The organism is Halomonas sp. DP4Y7-1, assembly GCF_019800705.1.
In the GTDB taxonomy this organism is placed as follows: Bacteria; Pseudomonadota; Gammaproteobacteria; order Pseudomonadales; family Halomonadaceae; genus Halomonas; species Halomonas litopenaei_A.
Map to the genome: position 1 here is coordinate 489,798 of NZ_JAHVKS010000001.1, position 20,508 is coordinate 510,305.

The 20,508-nt window shown below is 64.0% G+C and carries 13 protein-coding genes; 7 read left to right on the forward strand and 6 right to left on the reverse strand.

The annotated features are described in order from the left end of the window. Positions 1 to 289: 289 nt before the first annotated feature. From KUV72_RS01960 to KUV72_RS01985, 6 genes are all read left to right on the forward strand, one after another. Positions 290 to 2,425: a TonB-dependent receptor gene (locus tag KUV72_RS01960; protein WP_222237246.1), complete on the forward strand. Its 2,136-nt coding sequence runs from the start codon at positions 290 to 292 to the stop codon at positions 2,423 to 2,425. A gap of 294 nt (positions 2,426 to 2,719) precedes the next feature. Continuing rightward, positions 2,720 to 4,582: an IucA/IucC family protein gene (locus tag KUV72_RS01965; protein WP_222237247.1), complete on the forward strand. Its 1,863-nt coding sequence runs from the start codon at positions 2,720 to 2,722 to the stop codon at positions 4,580 to 4,582. Next, positions 4,575 to 5,933, forward strand: a complete 1,359-nt coding sequence (locus KUV72_RS01970; RefSeq protein ID WP_222237248.1) for a type III PLP-dependent enzyme — start codon at positions 4,575 to 4,577, stop codon at positions 5,931 to 5,933. Before KUV72_RS01965 ends, KUV72_RS01970 begins: the two co-directional genes overlap by 8 nt. 14 nt (positions 5,934 to 5,947) lie before the next feature. Next, a complete protein-coding gene (locus KUV72_RS01975) occupies positions 5,948 to 7,864 on the forward strand; it encodes an IucA/IucC family protein (protein WP_222237249.1) in 1,917 nt (638 codons plus the stop codon). Beyond that, positions 7,858 to 8,622 (forward strand): HpcH/HpaI aldolase family protein, encoded by a 765-nt coding sequence (locus KUV72_RS01980; protein WP_222237250.1) that lies wholly within the window; start codon positions 7,858 to 7,860, stop codon positions 8,620 to 8,622. The genes KUV72_RS01975 and KUV72_RS01980 overlap by 7 nt, the downstream gene beginning before the upstream one ends. Positions 8,623 to 8,702: 80 nt before the next feature. Beyond that, the gene (locus KUV72_RS01985; protein ID WP_222237251.1) at positions 8,703 to 10,802 is read left to right on the forward strand and encodes an IucA/IucC family protein; all 2,100 of its coding nucleotides are present in this window, start codon (positions 8,703 to 8,705) and stop codon (positions 10,800 to 10,802) included. 129 nt (positions 10,803 to 10,931) lie between these two features. Here the strand turns inward: KUV72_RS01985 and KUV72_RS01990 are convergent, their stop codons facing one another. The 6 genes from KUV72_RS01990 to KUV72_RS02015 all read right to left on the reverse strand — a co-directional run bounded on the left by KUV72_RS01990 (position 10,932) and on the right by KUV72_RS02015 (position 19,016). After that, the gene (locus KUV72_RS01990) at positions 10,932 to 11,555 is read right to left on the reverse strand and encodes an RraA family protein (protein WP_222237252.1); all 624 of its coding nucleotides are present in this window, start codon (positions 11,553 to 11,555) and stop codon (positions 10,932 to 10,934) included. A 130-nt stretch (positions 11,556 to 11,685) separates the two neighbouring features. Next, positions 11,686 to 12,789, reverse strand: coding sequence for an iron ABC transporter permease (locus tag KUV72_RS01995; RefSeq protein ID WP_222237253.1), 1,104 nt, complete (start codon positions 12,787 to 12,789; stop codon positions 11,686 to 11,688). After that, positions 12,786 to 13,790, reverse strand: a complete 1,005-nt coding sequence (locus tag KUV72_RS02000; protein WP_222161789.1) for a FecCD family ABC transporter permease — start codon at positions 13,788 to 13,790, stop codon at positions 12,786 to 12,788. The genes KUV72_RS01995 and KUV72_RS02000 overlap by 4 nt, the downstream gene beginning before the upstream one ends. Then, positions 13,790 to 14,935: an ABC transporter substrate-binding protein gene (locus KUV72_RS02005; protein ID WP_261317290.1), complete on the reverse strand. Its 1,146-nt coding sequence runs from the start codon at positions 14,933 to 14,935 to the stop codon at positions 13,790 to 13,792. Before KUV72_RS02005 ends, KUV72_RS02000 begins: the two co-directional genes overlap by 1 nt. Positions 14,936 to 15,046: 111 nt before the next feature. Then, complete coding sequence (locus KUV72_RS02010; protein WP_222237254.1) at positions 15,047 to 16,594, reverse strand: DHA2 family efflux MFS transporter permease subunit; 1,548 nt, start codon at positions 16,592 to 16,594, stop codon at positions 15,047 to 15,049. Between the two features lie 217 nt (positions 16,595 to 16,811). Continuing rightward, positions 16,812 to 19,016 carry a TonB-dependent receptor gene (locus tag KUV72_RS02015; RefSeq protein ID WP_222237255.1) on the reverse strand — a complete coding sequence of 735 codons (2,205 nt, stop codon included), beginning with the start codon at positions 19,014 to 19,016 and terminating at the stop codon, positions 16,812 to 16,814. Between the two features lie 269 nt (positions 19,017 to 19,285). On the opposite strand from KUV72_RS02015, the gene KUV72_RS02020 reads away from it, so the two are divergent. After that, positions 19,286 to 20,326 (forward strand): hypothetical protein, encoded by a 1,041-nt coding sequence (locus KUV72_RS02020; protein ID WP_222237256.1) that lies wholly within the window; start codon positions 19,286 to 19,288, stop codon positions 20,324 to 20,326. Positions 20,327 to 20,508: the final 182 nt, after the last annotated feature.

Here is a 20,508-nt window from a genome sequence, read left to right on the forward strand (position 1 = left end):
CGGTTCGTTCGAACATCATGGACAGCGCAAATTTGATTAATTAGGATAATCGTTCTCATTTAGAGATGCGGTAGTAACAACGACGCAGCACGATATCAGATGAGAGGCGTGCAGCAAGACCTCCGCTTGCGGAGACCCATTGGGAACAGGGAAGGCTTGACTGTCATGTCGGCTGATGTCGTCTCTCGCTGGAGTCACCGCCTCCGCCACGGGCGAAGGGGGCGACAGGCCTGAATCAGTCGCTGCGCAGATCATTCGAACGATAGCTCCACAAGGAATAACGCACGACATGAATCGTCATGCTCTATGGCCCACCGTCTCACTGCTGAGCCTCGCCATTGCTCAGCACGCCGCGGCGCAGACCAGCGCTTCCTCGTCTTCCTCCGATGCTGCCCGTGCAGATCAAGGGCCGACCATGGTGGTGACCGCCTCGCGGACCAATACCACCAAGGAAGACTCTCCTCAGACGGTGCGCATCATCACCGAGGAAGAGATCGCTCAGCAGCTCGATGTGACCACGGACTCGTCGCAGATCCTGAGCAACCTGCTGCCGTCCTACTCCCCCAACCGCCAGAAAATGACCGGCAGTGGCGAGACCCTGAGGGGCCGCACGCCGCTGTTTCTGATCGACGGTATTCCCCAGTCGAACCCGCTGCGTCCCACCGGCCGTGAATCGCACACCATCGACTTTTCCCAGGTCGAGCAGATCGAGGTCATTCAAGGGGCCAACGCGACCAACGGCGTGGGGGCTGCCGGCGGGGTGATCAACATCATCACCAAGCGACCGGAGCCGGGTAGCTTCAACCAGCACTTCAGCGCGCAGCTGACCACGCCCACCAGTGAACTGGACGGCGACACTCTGAGCTACAAGACCGACTACGGCTTCAGCGGCAATGAGGGTGCCGTGGACTACGTGTTTGGCCTCAGCTATGAGGACCAGGGGCTCTATCTGGATGGCAAGGGCGATCCTGTCGGGGTCGATAACACCCAGGGCGATCTGATGGATTCGCGCAGCTATGACCTGCTGGGCAAGCTGGCCTACTGGATCGACGACAACCAGCGCGTGCAGTTCACCCTGAACCACTACGACATCGAAGGCCACAATGACTACGTCAGCGTGACCGGCGACCGCGATGCGGGCATCCCGACCACCTCCGAGCGTGGCACGCCCGAGGGCGATGCGCCCTACAACGAGGTGTGGACGACGGGCCTGAGCTATGACAACTACGACCTGGCTGGCATGCAGCTGAGCGCCCAGGCGTACTATCAGGATTACGAGGCACTGTTCGGAGCCACCGATTCCGGTACCTTCCAGGACCCGTCGCTGGCGCCGGTGGGCACCTACTACGACCAGAGCTCTGCCAAGACCGAGAAGTTCGGTACCAAGGTCTCGCTGACCAAGGACGACCTGTGGGATGACCGACTGAAGCTGACCGGTGGCTTCGATACCCTGTTCGACGAGACCGAACAGTACCTGTACGGCAGCGGCCGCACCTACGTGCCGCCCACCGACTACACCGACCTGTCACCGTTCTTCCAGGCCGAGTTCGCCCCTGTCGACTCCCTGCTGCTGTCCGCCGGCGTGCGCTACGAGTACGCTGAGCTGGATATCGATGACTACCAGACGGTATGGGCCAACAACGGTGTGGACGTGGAAGGCGGCAACCCCGACTTCGATGAAACGCTCTACAACGTGGGCGCCGTATGGAAGCCGGTACAGGGTGTAAGCCTGTTCACCAACTACTCAGAAGGCTTCTCCATTCCCGATGTGGGACGAGCGCTGCGAGGGATCGATACGCCGGGACAGTCGGTCGACAGCATCGACAACCTGCGTCCCATCGTGACCGAGAACATCGAGACCGGTGTGCGCTACGAGAACGATCGGCTGGCGGCTGAGTTGAGCTACTACGAGTCGACGTCCGACTTCGGCAGTCGTCTGACCGAGCAGGACGGTGTCTTCATCATGAACCGTCAGGAAACCCAGATCACCGGCATCGAGGCCTCGGTAGACTATGCCTTTACCGAGCGCCACTCCGGTCGTCTGGCCTACTCCCACATGACGGGGCTGTACGACAGCGACGACGATGGTGATCTCGACGCCGAGCTGTCCGGCCTGGATGTGTCGCCGGACCGTCTGGTCGGCAGCTGGTCCGCCAACTGGACCGACAAGCTGTCCACCTTCCTGCAGGCCAACTACGCCTTCGACGAGTCCTACGATGAAGAAGAGCGTGAGTTCGATGGCTACCTGCTGGTCGATGCCGCGGTGGGCTATCGCCTGCCGACCGGCAAGATCAACGTCGGTGTTTCCAACCTGCTCGACGAGGACTACATCACCTACTACTCCCAGAGTGCGCTGGTCAACGACGACCGCTACTTTGCTGGCCGTGGTCGCACCCTGACCCTGGGCTATAGCGTGGAGTTCTAGGCGCGAACGTTCTGGAGCGTCTGATCAAGGCCCGCCGTCAGGACGGCGGCGGGCCACTTGAGCGGCCCTGGCCAATAGCTCGCTGACGCAGCACAGCACACCTTCACCACGGTCATCACGACCATCTTCCGATCAATCGTCATAACAACCGCTACAGCAACACCATCACAACAACGCAACAACAACACCCCTTCGCCTAGTGACTAGCCAGGAAAGCGCGACTTTCTCAGGCCTGCGGTCGTGCGCCGTAGCCAGAGAGGGCAACAAAGGATGGAATCCTTGCGGAGGTTGCATATGCAATTCCCCTTACAGACTCGCACCCCTGGCGAGATTGCTCGGCATGCCTCGCAGCATGCCCTGCTCAACGGCATCATCAAGGAAGTGGGTATTCCCCAGGACTTGCTGAGCCACCACTGGCCTGTCCATCGGCAGGGCCTGCCCCACACCGATAAAGGATGGCCGCTGCAGATTGCGTGGTCACCGACGCTGAGCTTGTTTGTGCTGGTCGACCGGCATTCGGCGTTGGGCGTTCATGCCTATGTATCGGAGCTGTACCTGCGGCGTCCTATGGACCCGCGTTGGCGCCCGGCGCAGACGGCTGAGCTGGTAGCGGCATTGCTGGAGGACGGGCCCTGGCGTGACGCCTTCCCCAATCCGGAATTCCGCGACCAGGTTCTGCTGAGTCAGCGCGTGATGGAAGATATCCTGTCACGCGCCGACCAATCTGATCGTCGCAGCGAGCGTCCTGAGCGGCACCCCCTTGGCGACTATGCGTCCAGCGAACAGGGGCTATGGTTCGGACATCCCAACCACCCGACCCCCAAGGCGCGGCAATGGCCTGAGGATCTTCCCGATGCCGGCGTTGCCTGTTCGCCGGAGTCGGGTATCGCAACACGTTTGCACCAGTTCTCGTTCCCGGCAGAGGGCCTGCGCATCAACAGCAATGGCCCGTCGCCGCAGGAGCTGCTGCAGCAGGCCGCGGATCAGGCAGCCGACAGCGCCGACGACCGCGTGGTACTGGCCATGCACCCGATCCAGGCCGAGCTGTTCCGCCGCTCGCCCCAGGTCGCCCCCTATCTGGCCGACGGGCGGATTCGCGATCTTGGCGCCAGCGGCTTCGAGGCGGTGCCCACGGCGTCCATGCGCACCTGGTACCTGGAGGATCATCCCTGGTTCATCAAGGGCTCGTTGAACGTGCGCATCACCAACTGCGTGCGCAAGAACGCCTGGTACGAACTGGCCAGCACGCTGGTGATCGACCGCATCATGGCGCAACTGGTCGAGGCAGGGGATCCCGCGCTTAAGCGACTGGAGGTCGCCCGCGAGCCCGCCACGCTGCACTGGACGCCGAGCGACGATGACGCCGATGGCCAGGATCCCGAGGTGCGCCGCTGGTTCTGTGAACAGACCGGCATCATCCTGCGCGACAACTTCTGCCGTCGCTTTGGTGCCGAGCGCTGCCTGTTGTCCGCCACGGTGTTTGCGCGGGATACCCAACTGACGCCGATGGTGCTCGATCTGGTCGGGCGCAGCTATGGCGTCGGCCCCGCGGACAGCAGCGACGACCAGCGACTCGACTGGTTCCGTGCCTACTTGAAGACCCTGGTGGAGCCGGTGCTCGCGCTGTACTTCCGGCACGGCATCGTGGTCGAGCCCCATCTGCAGAATTGTGTGCTGGTGCATCAGCAAGGACGCCCGCAGCGGATGCTGCTGCGCGACTTCGAAGGCACCAAGTTGACCGCTGACCTGGGCGTGGACTGGCTGACCGGCGAGACGCTGGATCCCCGTGTCCGCCAGTCGATGGTCTACAGCCGCGAGAAAGGCTGGAATCGCATCGCCTACTGCCTGCTGCTGAATCATCTGGCGGAGGCCATCCTGGCATTGAGCTGGCAGCGTCCTGCCCTTGCCGATGACCTGTGGGACGCCACCGCCGACGAGCTGGCGCGAGTAAGGGACCGCTTGAGCGAGATGTCACAGGCATCTCCCGGGAGGGCTACCCCTGAGCTTGATGCGCTGCTTGCCGGTGACGCGCTGCCATGCAAGACCAACCTCAAGCTCAGGCTGATGGCCCAGGCGGATCGGCATGCAGAATACGTGCGCTTGCCGAGCCCCTGGCGCGCGGTGTCGAGCCCGCGCCGGGAGGTGGCCCATGGTTGATGTCACCCTGAACCGCCCGTTGGCTGACGCTGTGCCGAGGGGCGATGCCGCTGATACGCCAGTGGTGGCGGAGCGTTCTGCAGCAGTAGCCGCTGGTTCCGATCACGCCATCCCCGAGGCGGTGCGCCAGGCCATATTGGCCCATCAGGCAGACGCCCAGGACCCGGTCGCGGCCTTCTTCTACGACCTGGAGGCACTGACAGAGCGGGCGCGCTGGATGATGTCTGCGTTGCCCAAGGGCGTCGAGCTGTTCTATGCCATCAAGGCCAACAGCGAGGCCCCGATGCTCAAGACCCTGGCGCCGCTGGTGGATGGTTTCGAGCTGTCCTCCGGCGGTGAGATAGCGCGGATGCGCCAGGCGACCCTGGCGTTGCCCTGGGTGCTGTCTGGCCCCGGCAAGCTGGATAGCGAGATGCAGCGCGCCATGGACGAGGGTATCGAGGCCTTCCATGTGGAGAGTCTCGGTGAAATTGCGCGTCTTGAGCGCCTGGCGGCAGCGCGAGGTGAGCCGCAGAGCGTGCTGCTGCGTATCAATCCGAGTCTGCCCGAGTCGCTGTCCAGTCGCTTGCGCATGGCGGGCACCGCCACACCGTTCGGCATCGACGAGGCGGAACTCGGCGCGGCGGTCGCGGCGGTGGAGGCAGCGTCCCACCTCAGGCTGGTAGGCTTTCACGTGCACGCCATGTCCCACCAGCGCAGCGTGCACAAGCACAAGACACTGCTCGATAGCTATCTGGATCGCTGGCCGCGTTGGCGAGCACTGGCCGAACATCCGGCGTCGGTCACCCAGCTCAATGTGGGGGGCGGCATCGGCGTTGACTACCAAGCGCCATCTGCCCCGGGAGAGCAGTTCGACTGGCCGGCGCTGTGCGCTCATCTGGGACAGCGCCTTGAGCACATGGACGATGCGCCACGCCTGCGCTTCGAGATTGGACGCTTCGTCTCAGCCTTCTGCGGCTATTACGTCATGGAAGTGATCGACACCAAGTCGAGCCACGGCGAGAACTTCGTGATCTGCCGTGGCGGCACCCACCAATTTCGCCTGCCCGCCGCCCAGGGCCATGACCACCCGGTGGTTGCGCTGTGCCCATCACCGGCCGAGGGCCGCTCTGGCGCGCAGGCGGACGCCAAGCCCGCTGCCACAAAACGCTGGAGCGTGGTCGGCCAGCTGTGCACGCCCAAGGATGTACTGACACGCGCCGCCTGGCTCAACGACCCGGCGCCAGGGGATCTGCTGGTGCTGCCCCTGGCCGGGGCCTATGGCTACAACATTTCCCACGCCGACTTTCTGTGTCATCCAAGGCCCGAGCAGTGCTTTATCAGCGCGCCCGGCCGCGTGGCTATCTATTGACGTCGAGGAATCCCATGACATTACTTACCTCCGCGGCAGCCGCCACGCGGCCCTTTGCCGTGGCTGCCGACTGGCAGCATCGCCAACGCATCGAACGCCGCGTCATTGGCCAGCTGCTGCAGACATTGCTGTACGAAGACGTGCTCGAACCCATCAGCGAAACCCGCCTGGAGGCCTCGTCGGCGTCCCCCGATGCCGCCGACAGATCGCTGTTCCGGTTGAAGGTGGGGCCGGGTCGCTACCGGGTCGAAGGGTTTCGCTGTCACAGCTTTGCGCTGGTGCGCCTGGATCATTCGAGCCTGGTGAAGGAAGCCGCAGATGGCGATGTATCGCCGACCCTGTTCGAGGTGCTGGATGACCTCGACCATGCCCTGGGTGGCGACGGAAAACTCGGTGCGGGCTTTATTCGTGAGCTGACCGAAACCCTGATCAAGGACCTGCAGTCGTCCACCGTCGCAAGCCCGGGTAACGGGGTCGACCCGCGCCAGTTGGATGCCGATGCCCTGGAGCAGGCCTTCACCGATGCCCACAGCTATCACCCCAGCTACAAGTCACGCCTGGGATTCAGCCTCGACGACAACCGCCGCTATGGCCCGGAGTTCGGCCAAGACCTTTGTGTGCTGTGGCTTGGCGTACCCCGGCGGCTGGCCCATCAAGGGGCTTCCTGCGGCTATCGGGTAGCGGCCATGGTTGAGGCCGAGGCGGGCGCCGAGGTCGAATCGGCGCTGTCTGGTTGGCTGCAGCAGCAGGATTTGACGCGCGATCAGGTGGTACTGACGCCGGTCCATCCCTGGCAGTGGGACAACGTGCTGGTCGCGGCGCTGTATCCGGAACTTGCCCGCGGCGAGATCGCTCTGCTGGGGGAAGGCCAGCTAAGCTACCGGCCCCAGCAGTCGATTCGCACCTTGTCGCCGGTGGGGAACGCCGAGCGCGATGCGCCGCGCCCCTACCTCAAGCTGGCGCTGGGTATCACCAATACGTCCAGCACCCGCATCCTGGCCCGTCACACCATCACCAATGGGCCCATCATCACCGCTTGGCTCAAGACCCTGGTGGACAGCCATCCGACGGCCAGGGCATCGGGCATGGTCATCCTCGGTGAGGTGGCGGGCGTTGCCCTAGACGAGCGCGCCTTCCCCGGGCTGCGTCATGACCAGGTATATGGCCAGGTAGGCGCGCTGTGGCGAGAGCACATCGACGAGTTCCTGGCGCCCGGAGAGCAGGCGGTGCCCTTCAATGGGCTCAGTCAGTTCACTCGCCAGCCTGACGGCGAACCCGATGCACCGTTCATCGCCGACTGGATCGAGCGCCACGGCCGCGATGCATGGACGCGTCAGCTGGTGATGGTGGCGACCTTGCCGATCATCCACCTGCTGTTTGCCGAGGGCGTCGGGCTTGAGTCCCATGGGCAGAACATCGTGGTGATTCACCGCGATGGCTGGCCGGTGAGAATCGCGCTCAAGGACTTCCACGATGGCGTGCGCTACAGCGAGGCCGCCCTGGCCCGCCCGGAACTGGCCCCCAGGCTGGAGCCACTGCCCGCGGCTCATGCCGCTCGCAACCGCAACTCCTTCATCGTCACCGATGACCTGGATGCGGTGCGGGATTACTCCTGTGATGCCTTCTTCTTCATTGCCCTGGCCGAGATGGCGATCTTCCTGAAGCGTCATTTTGGCCTGGAGGAGAAGACCTTCTGGGCGATGGTCGCCGACGTCATCGTGGCCTACCAAGAAGCCCACCCGGAGCATGCCGAGCGCTACCGCAGCTTCGACGTCTTCGTCCCCGAATGGGAAGTGGAAGCGCTCACTCGCCGGCGGCTGTTTGGCGATGACATTCCCCAGGTCAAGCGCGTGCCCAATCCCCTGGCTGAGCACGCACCGGGCGGTGCAACGCCGCGCCAGCACCAGGGCGGGGAGCCGATGCCATGCTGAGAACCAATCAACTCAAGCTCGCCCTGGCGCAAGGGCGCGAGGTGTATGGCGTGCTGGCGTCGCTGCCTACGGCGGCGTCGATCGAGCTGATCGCCGAGGCTGGCTTTGACTTCGTGGTGATCGACTGCGAACACGTGCTGATCAACCCGGAAACCATCGAGCACATGATTCGCACCGCAGAAAGCTACGCGCTGACGCCGCTGGTGCGGGTCGCCGATGACGACCCCAAGACCCTGCTGCGGCTGCTGGATGGCGGCGCCCAGGGCATCGTGTTGCCCAGTGTCGAAGATCCCGAGCGCCTGGCAATGGCCGCCCAGGCGTGCCGCTATGCGCCCCAGGGCACCCGCAGCCTCAATGCCGGGCGTCCCGGCGCCTTCGGCAAGCACTCCCTGGCCGAATACGTGCACAAGGCCAACGACGAGATGCTGGTGGTGGCGATGATCGAGAGTCGCACCGGCGTGGAGCGCATCGACGCGCTGTGTGCGGTCCCTGGGGTGGACCTGATCCTCGAGGGCGCCGCCGACCTGTCGCAATCCCTGGGTGTCACCTGGCAGACCGCTCATCCCGAGGTGACCGATGCCTTGGCCAGGGTACAGCGTAGCGCCGCCGAGCACGGCATCCCTTACGCCGCCTTCCTGCGTCATGCCGGTGCCAAGGTCGAGTGGCGCGAACGCGGCGTGCATACCTTCATGCTGGGCGATGAACGCGGTATTGCCTTTCGCGCCCTCAGCCAGGCATTGCAGGAGGCCGCGTCATGACCCGGCCATCCCCAGACGCTGAAGGCCTGGCGTCATCAGCCACCCCGTATTGTCCTACTATCCAACAGGAGGCCCCAGGTATGGCGTCCATCGACGGTTCCTCATCCTTTCGCGGCACTGATGTGTCTGTTACTGACTCGGCTGTCACTGATTCGGCTGGCGCAGATTCATTTGTCGAAACACCTGGCGCCGGCGAGCAGATTCTGGCGTTTCTCGTAGACGGCCTGCTGGTCGAGGGGCTGCTGGACAGCGCCAAGCTGCGTGAAGACAACGATGCTGCGCGGCGTCAGGCCACTGCCTGGTTTGGCGCGGCAGCGGTGCAGGGCCAGACCCGTCTGTGGGACTGGCAGACACCCCAGGGCGAGCGCCTGGTCATGCTGCTGGAGCCAGGCATTGTTCAGGCCTGGCAGAAGGTGCCGGCGACCCCTGTGCTGGTCGTGCCGGACGCTGATGCCAGCGCCATCGAGCTGGATGCACCAGCGCTGATGCGCCTTTTATGCCAGGCGAAGGGGGAGCCGGAGCCAGCCGAGGCCAACGGTGACCAGCCCCACAGCGGCTTGGCCAAGGGCCAGCAGGTGTTTCTGCGTGCGCTGGAGGACAGCCTGTGGCAAGCCGAGGCGTCGATGCATCACGGCGTGCGCACCGATGACCTTGAGGCGCTGGATACCCACGCCCACTTCGTGCGGATGGAGCAATGGGCATCGCTGCTGGATCGCCCCTACCATCCGACGGCCAAGGCCAAGCAGGGCATGAGTGCCGATGAGTACCAGGCCTACATGGCGGAGTTCGCTCGTCCGGTGGGGCTCGTCTGGGTCGCCGTGGCGCGCCATCGGCTATGCACCGGCGCCGGCCTCGAGGCGGCAGACGGCGGTGACGTGGACAGCGTGCCCGCCGACTGGGTGCTGGCCCATGATGAGCGCCAGGCGCTTCAGGATGAGCTGAGAAACAAGGGTATCGACCAGACCCACGTGGCCTTGCCGGTGCATCCATGGCAGCACGAGCATGCGCTGCCGACGTGGCTAGCCACGGACCTTCAGGAGGGGCATTGCGTGACCCTTGAGACGGTTACCGGGGGCTGGTGGCCGACGTCATCACTGCGCTCGCTGCTGTCCACCCGCTGCTCCGAGCACAGCCTGAAGCTGCCTATGGCCATTCATTCCCTGGGCGCATCGCGCTACCTGCCCGCCGTGAAGATGATCAATGGTGATCTCAGCGCCAGGCTGCTGGCCCAGGCCAGGCAGCGTGACCCGGTGCTGGCGAGTGCCCTGCACCTGTGTGACGAGGGCAAGTGGTGGGCCTACATGCCCGAAGATGCCAGCCTGTTTGACGAAGCCCCGCGTCATCTCAGCGCCATGGTGCGCAGCTATCCGCGGGAGCTGCTGGCCCAGCGTGATGTGCAGCTGGTGCCCATGGCGACCCTGGGGACGCCACTGCCGAGCGAGAACATGGCAAGCGCCCACCACCTGTTCAGCGACTGGATGGACCAGCGAGGCATGGAACATGGGGCCGAAAGCGCCAGAGCCCTGTTTGGCGAGCTGTGTTCGCGCTTTTTCGAGATCAACCTGCGTATGCTGAGGCTCGGGATGCTGGCGGAGGTCCATGGCCAGAATGCCGTGCTGGTAGTGCGTGATGGCCAGGTCGAAGGGCTGCTGCTCAGGGACCATGACTCGCTGCGCATCCACGTCGGTCAGCTCGAGTGTCACGGCATGCAGGACCCGTGCTACCGGATCAAGAAGGGACACGCCAATACTCTCTACCACGATAGTCAGGAGGCCCTGGTGTTCTGGCTTCAGACCCTGGCCATCCAGGTGAACCTGCGCGCCATCATCGACACCGTGGCGGGGCATTTCGGCCTGTCGAGTCGGGCCCTGTGGCAGGATCTCAGCGCGGTGCTGGACGGCGTGCTCGACGTCGTTCCCTTCGAAGACGGTGAGCGTCGTCGATTGAAGGCGGTGCTGTTCGAGCGCGAAAGCTGGCCCTACAAGCGCCTGATCGCTCCGATCATCGAGCGCGCCGGCGGCCCCGGCAGCATGCCCTTCGGTGTCAGCGAGACCGTCAACCCGCTACGGGCCTGCCAGGGGGAGCCGACGCATCAGACAGCCGAGGCAACGGCCTGTGTCGAACAGGGTGTCAGTACCGCAAGCCTAGCCGACCGCCAGAGGACGCTGCAGCAAGCCTGATCTAGCGTAAGAAAGTACGCGGCGGCATCGGTGAATACCGATGCCGCCGTTTTTTGTGCGCAAGACAGGGGCTATGACAGGGACTATGACAGGGGCTATGACAGGGGCTATGACAGGGACAGGGGATATTCAGCGCAGCCAGTCGGGGTGCTCGCGCAACATCGCCTCGCGGCGGCTGGCTTCTTCGGCTTGCTTGGCCAGGGCGCGCTCCGCCAGTGCGTCGGCGCGATGGGGCGGCAGCACGAACAGGCCGTCGTCATCGCCGAGAATCAGGTCGCCGGGTTCAATGGTGACGCCGTCAATGGCGACGGTGGTGTTGATCTCACCCTCCAACGACAGCGAGCGGGTGGTCAGCGGGCTGGTCCCCCTGGCGTAGACCGGCAGCGATAGGCGGGAGAGGGCGTCCCAGTCGGTAATGGCGCCATTGGTGACGACCCCGGCAAGTCCCTTCTTGAGCGCCGCATAGGCGCGAAACTCCCCCCAGCAGGCGCGCTGCTGGTCGCTGCCCACGTCGATCACCAGCACGTCGCCGGGCTCTGCCTGGATCAATGCTTCGCGGATGATGCTGCCATCGATATGCGGGATCTTGACCGTCAGCGCCGTGCCTAACAGGCGAATGGGACGTTGAATCGGCTGCAGCGACGCGATAGCGCCGAGGTCGCTGAAGTGGCCCAGGGTGGAGGTCGACAGGCTGCCCAGGCGTTCGATCTGTTCGTCACTGAAGCGCTGCTGTCGCGGCGCGATGTAAAACATGCTGGTCTCCTTATTGAAAGACGAGGCTGTTTGAACAAGACGGTATCAGCAAGACACCAGTGCTGACGTGATTACGCCTCGACCCGGCAGTCCCGCTGGGCTTGAACGGCACTTCAAGCAGCACCTCAGGCTACTGCCGGTGGCGATAGAGCAGATAGACGAAGAACGGGGCGCCGACGGCAGAAACGAAGATACCGGCCGGCAGGTCCTTGGGCAGAAAGGCCACCCGTCCCAGCAGGTCGGCATGCAGCACGATCAGGGCGCCACACAGCGCGGCCGTTGGTACCAGGCGCGCCAGGCTGCGTCCTACCAGACGAGCCGCCAGATGGGGCGCCACCAGGCCGACGAAGCTGAGTCCGCCGACGAAGGCGACCGCGGCACCGGCCAGGGCCACGCTCAGCGCCAGCAGGATCAGGCGGCTCTGTTGCACGTTGACCCCAAGCCCCAGGGCGACGCTGTCACCCAGCGCCAGGGCATCCATATGTCGAGCCAACGCGAGACTGGCCGGTAGGGCGATCAACAGCCACGGCAGCAGCGACAGCACGTCCTGCCATTGGGCGGCGTACAGGCTGCCGGTCAGCCAGACGTAGGCGTGCAGCGCCGAGGCATCGTCGCTGATCACGATCAACAGCGTAGTGGCAGCGCCCATGGCCGCTGAAAGGCCGATGCCCACCAGCACGACGCGAGAAGGTTCAAGCCCCGCTCGCCAGGCCAGGGACACCACCAGCAGGGTGGCCAACACGGCCCCTGCGAGTGCCGCCAGCGGCAGCAGATTGATGCTCAGCGAACCGAGAAGGCCTGCCAGGAAGATCACGGCCGCCAGCGCTGCGCCGCTGGTGATGCCGATCACGTCCGGTGAGGCCAAGGGGTTTCTGACGATGCCCTGGAGGATCGCGCCGGCGCATGCCAGCGCGGCGCCCGCCAGCACCGCCAGCAGGATGCGTGGCAGCCGAAGCTCCCAGATGATAAAGCCGACGTCGCTGTCTGCCGGTGCCACCAGGGCGCCGAGCACCTTGGGCGGCGACGTGGGGAAACTGCCCAGGGACAACGACAGCCCCATGCTGGCGAGCAGCGCCAGCCCGAGCAGGGTGACCACCCACAGGAAGCGATATCGCGCTGTGCGCTCCCGTGGCGAAGAGCCGCCCGGTGAGGTCAGGGAGCTGCTGCTGTTGACGCTGGCGTTCGCGCGATGATTGGCGGCGGGTGTCGACAAGGTGTTGCGTCCCTGGGTCATGTCGCCACCTGCCGTCTGCGCGCCAGATAGATGAAGAAGGGCGTGCCGAGCAGTGCCGTCATCACCCCGACCGGCACCTCCTGGGGCGGCATCAGAAACCGCGAGGCGATATCGGCGGCCAGCAGCAGGGTCGCACCCAGCACGCCACAGGCGGGCAACAGCCAGCGGTGGTCGATGCCGATCAGGCCGCGGGCCATGTGCGGCACGATCAGTCCGACGAAGCCGATCATGCCGGCCAGGGCAACGGAGCTTCCCGCCAGCAGGATCACGCAGAGGCCGAGCAGCAGCTTTAGCGTACCCACGCGCATGCCGAGGCCGGTGACCATCTCGTCGCCCAGCAACAGCGCATTGGCATGACGTGATAGCGTCGCGGTGATGGCCAGCGCCAGAATAAACAGGGGCAACAGGGGCACCACCAGATCGAGCTCGCGACCCGAAACGGATCCCGCCAACCAGTACAGCACGCTCTCGAAGCTCTGCTGGTCGAGGATCAGCAGGCCCTGGCTGAAGGACAGAAACATGGCGCTAACGGCAACCCCGGCCAGCACCACCCGCAGCGGAGACAATTCACCGCGACGTCCTCGGCTGAGCGCCAGCACCAGCAAGGCGGCTACCAGCGCCCCCAGCAGCGCCGCCCAGACATACTGACCGGGGGCATGCAGCGGCAGCAGCGATACCGCCACGACCACGAAGAACATGGCGCCGGCATTGATGCCGAGGATGCCAGGCGAGGCCAACGGGTTGCGGGTCATGGTCTGCATCAGCACCCCGGCGATGGCCAGGCTTGAACCGGTCAGGGTCGCAATGACGGCCCGTGGCAGACGCTCGGAGACGATGATGATGTGGTCGATTCGGCCTCCGTCGTAGGCGCTCAGCGCCTGCCAGACATCGCTCAGGGTGATGTCGGTGGTGCCCAGCGTCACGCTCGCGGCGAAGGCCGCAAGCCACAACAGGATGCCGAGCACGAGTCCTGCCGAACGGGTGGTGGTGCGGTCAAGCATCAAGAATCCTGCTGGTCGTCAGTAGCGCGAGTGGTGCTGTGGGTTTCCGCAGTGGCTCTGGCGTCGGACGCGAAGGCCAGTTGGCAGTCTGCGGTGCCGACGGGTGCCTGCTGGGACGTGCGAACCGCCAGCGGCGTCGAGTCAGCCGCCAGCGGCAGTGAGCGTGATGCGGAAGCGGCAGACTCAGACGATGCAAGCTGGGGAAAATAGTGACGGTACAGATCATCGAGCATGGCGTTGGCCGCCAGAATACCGCCACCCATGATCCAGTTGACCGTATTGACCTCATACACCCGTCCCGCCTGTGCTGCCTTCAGGCGCTGCCACAGGGGATGCGCGGTCCAGTGACGGTAGGTGGCCAGGATGGCCGGGTCGTCTTCCAGCAGCACGAAGATGACATCGGCATCCAGCGTCGGGATGTTCTCTTCGCTGGTCAGCTTGATGCCCCAGCCCTGGTCGCTGGCCGCATCGGGCTGCTCGAAGCCGATCTCGCCGAGAATGCTGCCGGCAAAGCCGGTGGAATACAGGCGCAGGTGATCACTCTTGAAGCGGACCACGGCCGCCTTCTGCGGCCAATCATCGCCCAGGCGCTGCGCCAGCCGCTGACGCAGGTCGGTGATGCGGGCATTCCAGCAGGTCATCAGCTCGCGGGCCTGGGCGTCGCGGCCGGTGGCTTGTGCTACCTCGTCAAGGGAAGACCTGAAGTCATAGACGTTGGCCGCGAAGCGGGTTGGGGCGATACGTTCCAGCAGCGGGCGAACCCGCTCGTGGCGAAAACGCGTGCCAATAATGACGTCAGGGTCGAGCCAGGCGATCTTCTCGAGATTGGGCTGGGTTTCCAGGCCCACATGCTCCACCCCATTCAGCGCCGGTCGCAGATAGCGGTAGGTGGGCTTCTCCATCCAGGCGTCGACCACTCCAATCGGCGTCAGGCCTAGTGCCACGGCACTGTCGGTGGCGCCCTGGTAGAGCGTGACCAGACGCGGAGAGGTGGCTGGAGGTGGCGCCGTGTCCCCACGCGCCGTTTCAGCAAACAGCAGCATGCCGGCCAGCAGTGCGATGGCGGCAAACAGCAGAGCGCCCGACAGCAACGCCAGCAGCTTTAGCAGCTCGTGCAGCGCCGAAGGCGCTGCGCGGGGGCGCAAGGGCCTCGGGGACGATGGCGCTGCGCGGGGGCGCAAGGGCCTTGGGGGCGATGGCGCTGGCGGGTGCGATGATGGGCGTAACGTGGGAGAGGGCATCATGGGGCGGATCCGTCACGTAAGCATGTGGGCAGTGTGATGGCGTGTTGCCCGGCCCAGCCGCCAGGCCAGCGGCAGGCACAGCAGGGCGATCAGGGCGAGCGCGGTGAAGGCTTCACTCAGGGCCTGGGCACTGGCGCCAACACTGGCGTCACTACCGGCGAGCTGGTCGACTCGGGCATCGTAGTAAAGCGATAGCGCCACCAGCCCCAATGATGCGACCAGGCGTCGGGCCATATTGTTCATGGCGGAGGCTTGGGTCATCTCGGCGTCAGGCAGCGCGCGTACGCCGACAGTCGTGGCAGGCAGGTAGCCGCAGGCAAGGCCGATTCCGCGAAGTCCCATCCAGGCCCCGACCAGCCACACCGGCGCAGCCGGTGACATCAGGGCGAGTCCCATCAGGCTGATCGCGGTCACGCCGAGCCCCACCAGCAGACACCATTGGGGCGGGTAGCGGTCGATCATGCGGCCGGCCTGGGGCGAGCACAGTGAGGCGGTAAGGGCGGTGGCCAGAAACACCAGTCCGGTGACGAAAGGACTGGCACCTAGCACCTGCTGCATCCACAGCGGCGTCAGCAGGACGCAGCCAAACAGAATGATCGATTGCAGGCAGGCCAGCACCACGCTCAAGCGGTAGGCCGAGTGGCGAAATAACGACAGTGCCAGCAACGGTGTCGTGGTACGTTGCTCCACCAGGACAAAGGCCACCAGGCAGGCGATTCCCGCGGTCAGCGGCACCGCCACACCAATGGACAGCAGGTCTTCAAGGGTCTCGACCCGTCCCAGAGCAGCAAGCACCGCGCCCATGCCCAAGGTGATCAGCACGAAGCCCGGCAAGTCGAAGCGACGCTGACGATTGGGCGCTTCACGCCGCAGGCAGCGCCAGCCCAAAGCCAGGCCGAGCAGTGCAAAGGGAAGGTTCATCAGAAACAACGCACGCCAGTGGGTCAGCTCCAGCAAGAGACCGCCCACCGTGGGACCGATGGCAGGTGCAATCATGACGGCAAAGCCCCATATACCGCTGATTCGGCCTCGCTGCTCAGGCGGGTAGGCGGCAAAGATCAACGCCAGGGACAGCGGGATCATCAGGCCGGCAGCGGTGCCCTGAAGGGCGCGCGCCATGATGATGCCCGACAGGCTGTCGGCCATGGCACCGAGCAGGGACCCCGCCAGAAATCCCGACAGCCCCAGCAAGTAGATCGTGCGGCGGCCGAAGCGGTCGGCCAGGTAGCCGGTGAGGGGCATGCTCATGGCCATGCTGATCATGAACAGCGTGATGACCCAGTTCACCTGGCTGGCGCTGGTCTCGAAGGTCACCATCAGCTCTGCTACCGCGAGGTTGAGCGCACTGTTGTTGAGGCTCACGGTAAAGGTGCCCAGCAGCACGCTGGCCAGTACCCAGGCACCTCCTGGCGTGACCTTTACGGTATCGTCGCCAGTGGCTCGCGGCGGTGACGCGTCATTACCCAGGGCATCCTGGTTCTCGTCAGCTGTGCCAGCGCGAGAGGACAGCGTGGTGGGCGAGCGAGAAGAAGACGGTGCCGAGGGGCGAAGCGTGGACATGAAGCGTCTCACCGTAGTGATAAAGCGTGAGCATCGAGGGGCGATGATCATGCCATGTCGCAAAGGCAAATGCAATTCATTATCAAATAAGGCGTTGCCGTCAGCAACCGGGGGCGCCGCACGCTGTTGGGCAAACAAAAGCGCCAGACCCAAAGGCCTGGCGCAGCTGACAGCAGCGGATCTGGATGGGTGTCAGGACACAGCCCGATGGTAGGGCTTAGAAATCCATCGTCCAACCCAAGGTAAAGGTGCGTCCCCGACCCTGGTAGTCATACAGGTACTCTGGACCATAGTAGGGAGAGTAGAACATCGCGGCGCGCTGACCCCAGACCGTGGAGTATTCTTCGTCGAGAAGGTTGTCGATGCCAAGGGTCAGGCGGCCGATGTCGATGTCCTGAGCCAGGGCCAGGTCCACCGTGGTATAGCCATCGATTTGACGGTCGTTGTCATCTTCGAGGTTGTGGGCATGGTTGGCCTGCAGGCGCGCGCTGCGACCCGCGGCCATATCGTTCCATCCAACGAAGGCCGTCGCCGATGACAGCGAGGCGTAGCGGGCGTCACGCTTGTTCCACTGTCCGTCGTCGTCTTCCTGTTCCGAGCGGACCAGGTGCAGGGTGCCGCCGACTTCGAAGCCCCCGTCCAGGTAGCGAGTGACAGCAGCCTCAAGACCGTAGTCACGCTTGTTTTCCTCAACCACGCTGACGGACAGGTCTTCGGCGTTTTCCACCGCCTTGTCAGACCACGCATAGTAAAGCGCTGCCTGGGTGCTCCAGTCGGCGTTGTTGAAGCGCCATCCCAGCTCTACCTGATCCGTCTTGATGGCACCCAGCGGGTTGTCGTCGACGCTGACGTCGGCGCTCTTGCCGTAATACTTGGCAGGATCGGGCAGCTCGAAGCCTTGACTGAACTGAATCCAGTTCTGGTGACCATTGCCATAGTCGTACAGCGCGCTGGCATTGAGCAGCGTCGCGTCGTAGTCATTCTTGCCGCCGGGGATGCCATTGAAGTCGTCGACCTCGACATCCATGTGCTGCTGACGAACCCCCGCAGACAGGGTCAGCCCCTCGGTTACCCGCCAATCCCCCTGGGCGAAGCCTGCATAGCCATCCACTTCATAGCTGGGGTAGCGGGGGACCACGTCACTGCGCTGCTGAGTCAGCCCGCCACTGGCGTTGGACGCAGCGATATCAAAGAGCATCTGGTTGGCGTCGAAGGACTCCCGGTCCATGTCGACCCCATAGGTCAGTGACACGCTGTCGCTCAGGTCGGCGTCAAATAACGCCTTGATGCCGCCAAGGTCGGTGTTCTGCTTGGAGGTACGAAACTCGATGCCCTCAGATGTCGCGTAGGGGAAGGCGTTGAAGCTGGCTTCCTCCTCCCGATAGAAGGCCTGCAGGTAGAAGTCCTGGCCCAGCAGGTCAGCGTGATGATACTGCAGGTTGACCATGCGACGGTCGGTCGCCGGGTCCCGGTCCGATGAGTAGCCGTCACGGATCTCGGCACCGTCCAGGTTGCCCAGGGTCAGGTTGGGGAAATACAGGCCGCGATCCCCTTCATAGGCGGAGCGGTAGAGCTGAGCCCCTAGCGTCAGTGTCTGTTGTGGCGCCAGCCTGACATCGACGCTGCCCATGATGTCGATGGAGCGGTTGTCCTGCAGGTCGGTCTGGGCGATATCCGGGAAGATCTCGTCACCGCGACCGTCGTAGAAACGGCCGTTGTCCTGATACGCCACCGCCAGACGACCTTGAATCTGCTCGTTGCCGCCGCTGATGTCCTGGGCGAGACGAAAATCGGCATCGTCGCTGTCATTGAAGCCGCTGGTCACGCTGGTGGCGGTGGAAAAGTGGCGCCCGGGACCTTCCCCCTTCTTGGTGACGATGTTGATGATGCCGCCGGTGGCACCTCCGCCATACAGGCTGCTGGCGCCGGACAGCACCTCTACGCGCTCAATGTTGAAGGGATCAATCGCATCGAACTGGCGCGAGAGACCGCGAGAGCTGTTCAGCGAGACACCGTCGATCAGCACCTGAACGCTACGGCCACGCATGTTCTGGCCGTAGTTGGTGCGCCCCTGAGGGGCCAGGTCCAGACCGGGCACCAGACGACCAAGGGCCGTTTTCAGATCCGCGCCAGTGGCGATCTGGGTGTTCAGCTGTTGCTGGTCAACGACCCAGACGGCACCGGGAATCTCACTGATCGATTTGGGCGTCCGCGAGCCGACCACCACCATGGTGTCGGCGGTAACCTCCGCTTGCGTAGTGGTCGCGGCAACGGAAGTGTCGTTTTGTGCCAGGGCCGTAGCAGGTGTTGCCAGGGTCAGCAGCAGCGCTGCGTAGCCGGAGCGGCAGGGCGTTCGCGGTGATGCTGAGTCGCAGGCGAGGGGGAAGCGAATGGCGTGGGAAAGAGGGTGTCTGGAGTGCATGAAAGGATCGCTGAATAAGAAACACCGCCGCCATTAGGCGTGTCGGCGAAACAACGCGTGAAAGCCTCTTCGGGCTTCATCGCAACCGGCCAGCAGACATCGAAGGGGCAGCTGTCGCTGCTGGCGCAAGCAATATAACGAATTGTGGAAATAATGCGAAGCGTTCGTATTAAAGCTTGTGGTTTGTGCACGTCAAACTCCCCCCCTCGCCGACCAGAGGCACAAGGCGTAGGCTGGATGCCTCTACTACACGACGATCAGGAGGCTTGATGACACGGGTAAAGATCCTCAAGCAGGGCACGATCCACTGCTTTCCTCCCGGGCTGCGTGACGACCAGGGCGAGCTGGTCAACGCCGAGATTTCTGCGGTGGCCTACGATGGCGAACGACTGCTGATGGCCAGCGACAAGCCGATCCCCGGTCACGAGCGTTCCGCCGCCTTCAGCCTGCCGTTGACCGCCGATGGTCCCGACGACAACCGCATCGACTACCTGACCCAGCAGACCATCAAGGAAGCGGTGAAGTATGAAGACTTCGCCCTGACCACCGATGGGCGCCACATGATCGCCACCACCGGCTTTGATCGCATCGACGACGAGACTCACGATCTCAACGCCTATAACCACCTGCTGATCTGGCCCCTTCACGAGCCTGACCGGGTCCAGGTGGTGGACCCCGACCCCCGCGACGGCGTGGAAGGCTCGCTCGAGTTTCGGCGCAAGATGGACGCAGCCGTAGGCGAGCCCTACTACAAGATCGAGGGTCTGGCCGCGATTCCCGGCGAGCGTGGCGATGGCCTGCTGTTGTTCGGCATCCGCGAGCAGGGCAAGGCCCACGATGACTTCGACTACGTGCGCCGGGTCATCGGTTCCCACTACATCATCAACGACAATGACAACCTGGAATTTGTCGATGCCCTGCATGACGTCTTCAGCTTCGACCCCGGCGAGTACGACGGCGTGGACCACGTCTGTGGCCTGTCTAGCCTTGAGTACGATCCCTACCACGGCCAGCTCTACCTGCTGACCAGCTTCGAGACCGAAGAGGGCGACGACGAGGTCATCGGCGGCTATCTGTGGGTGATGTCGCTGCACGACTTCCGCCAGGGCAGGACACCCACCCTGGTACGCGACGAGAACGACAGGGTGCTCGAGTTCGAACACAAGGCCGAAGGCCTCGCCGTACTTGACCGCGAACGTCTGTTCGTCGCCTACGACAACGACCGCAACTACGACCTGCACAGTGTCAGCGAACGCGACGAACGCCGCTGCTGCGAAGCCCCCTACACCATCCTTGGGCTGGTGCAGTAGATGCGAAGTTATCCAGACGACACACCGCCACAGCGCACAGAAGCAGAGCGGGACACAGAGGCGACGGCTAGAGAGCCCTGGAGAGCGTTAATGAGCGATAGAGGGCGAAGAGCAGTAACGCGTGACTAGAGATGTGGGAAAATGGCGCGTCAGAAAGGGCGAGGGAGGAAGGGCGTGGGAAG

Coding starts and splice junctions, on each gene's coding strand:
- KUV72_RS01960 (WP_222237246.1), top strand. CDS start 290: ATGAATCGTCATGCTCTATGGCCCACCGTCTCACTGCTGAGCCTCGCC.
- KUV72_RS01965 (WP_222237247.1), top strand. CDS start 2,720: ATGCAATTCCCCTTACAGACTCGCACCCCTGGCGAGATTGCTCGGCAT.
- KUV72_RS01970 (WP_222237248.1), top strand. CDS start 4,575: ATGGTTGATGTCACCCTGAACCGCCCGTTGGCTGACGCTGTGCCGAGG.
- KUV72_RS01975 (WP_222237249.1), top strand. CDS start 5,948: ATGACATTACTTACCTCCGCGGCAGCCGCCACGCGGCCCTTTGCCGTG.
- KUV72_RS01980 (WP_222237250.1), top strand. CDS start 7,858: ATGCTGAGAACCAATCAACTCAAGCTCGCCCTGGCGCAAGGGCGCGAG.
- KUV72_RS01985 (WP_222237251.1), top strand. CDS start 8,703: ATGGCGTCCATCGACGGTTCCTCATCCTTTCGCGGCACTGATGTGTCT.
- KUV72_RS01990 (WP_222237252.1), bottom strand. CDS start 11,555: ATGTTTTACATCGCGCCGCGACAGCAGCGCTTCAGTGACGAACAGATC.
- KUV72_RS01995 (WP_222237253.1), bottom strand. CDS start 12,789: ATGACCCAGGGACGCAACACCTTGTCGACACCCGCCGCCAATCATCGC.
- KUV72_RS02000 (WP_222161789.1), bottom strand. CDS start 13,790: ATGCTTGACCGCACCACCACCCGTTCGGCAGGACTCGTGCTCGGCATC.
- KUV72_RS02010 (WP_222237254.1), bottom strand. CDS start 16,594: ATGTCCACGCTTCGCCCCTCGGCACCGTCTTCTTCTCGCTCGCCCACC.
- KUV72_RS02015 (WP_222237255.1), bottom strand. CDS start 19,016: ATGCACTCCAGACACCCTCTTTCCCACGCCATTCGCTTCCCCCTCGCC.
- KUV72_RS02020 (WP_222237256.1), top strand. CDS start 19,286: ATGACACGGGTAAAGATCCTCAAGCAGGGCACGATCCACTGCTTTCCT.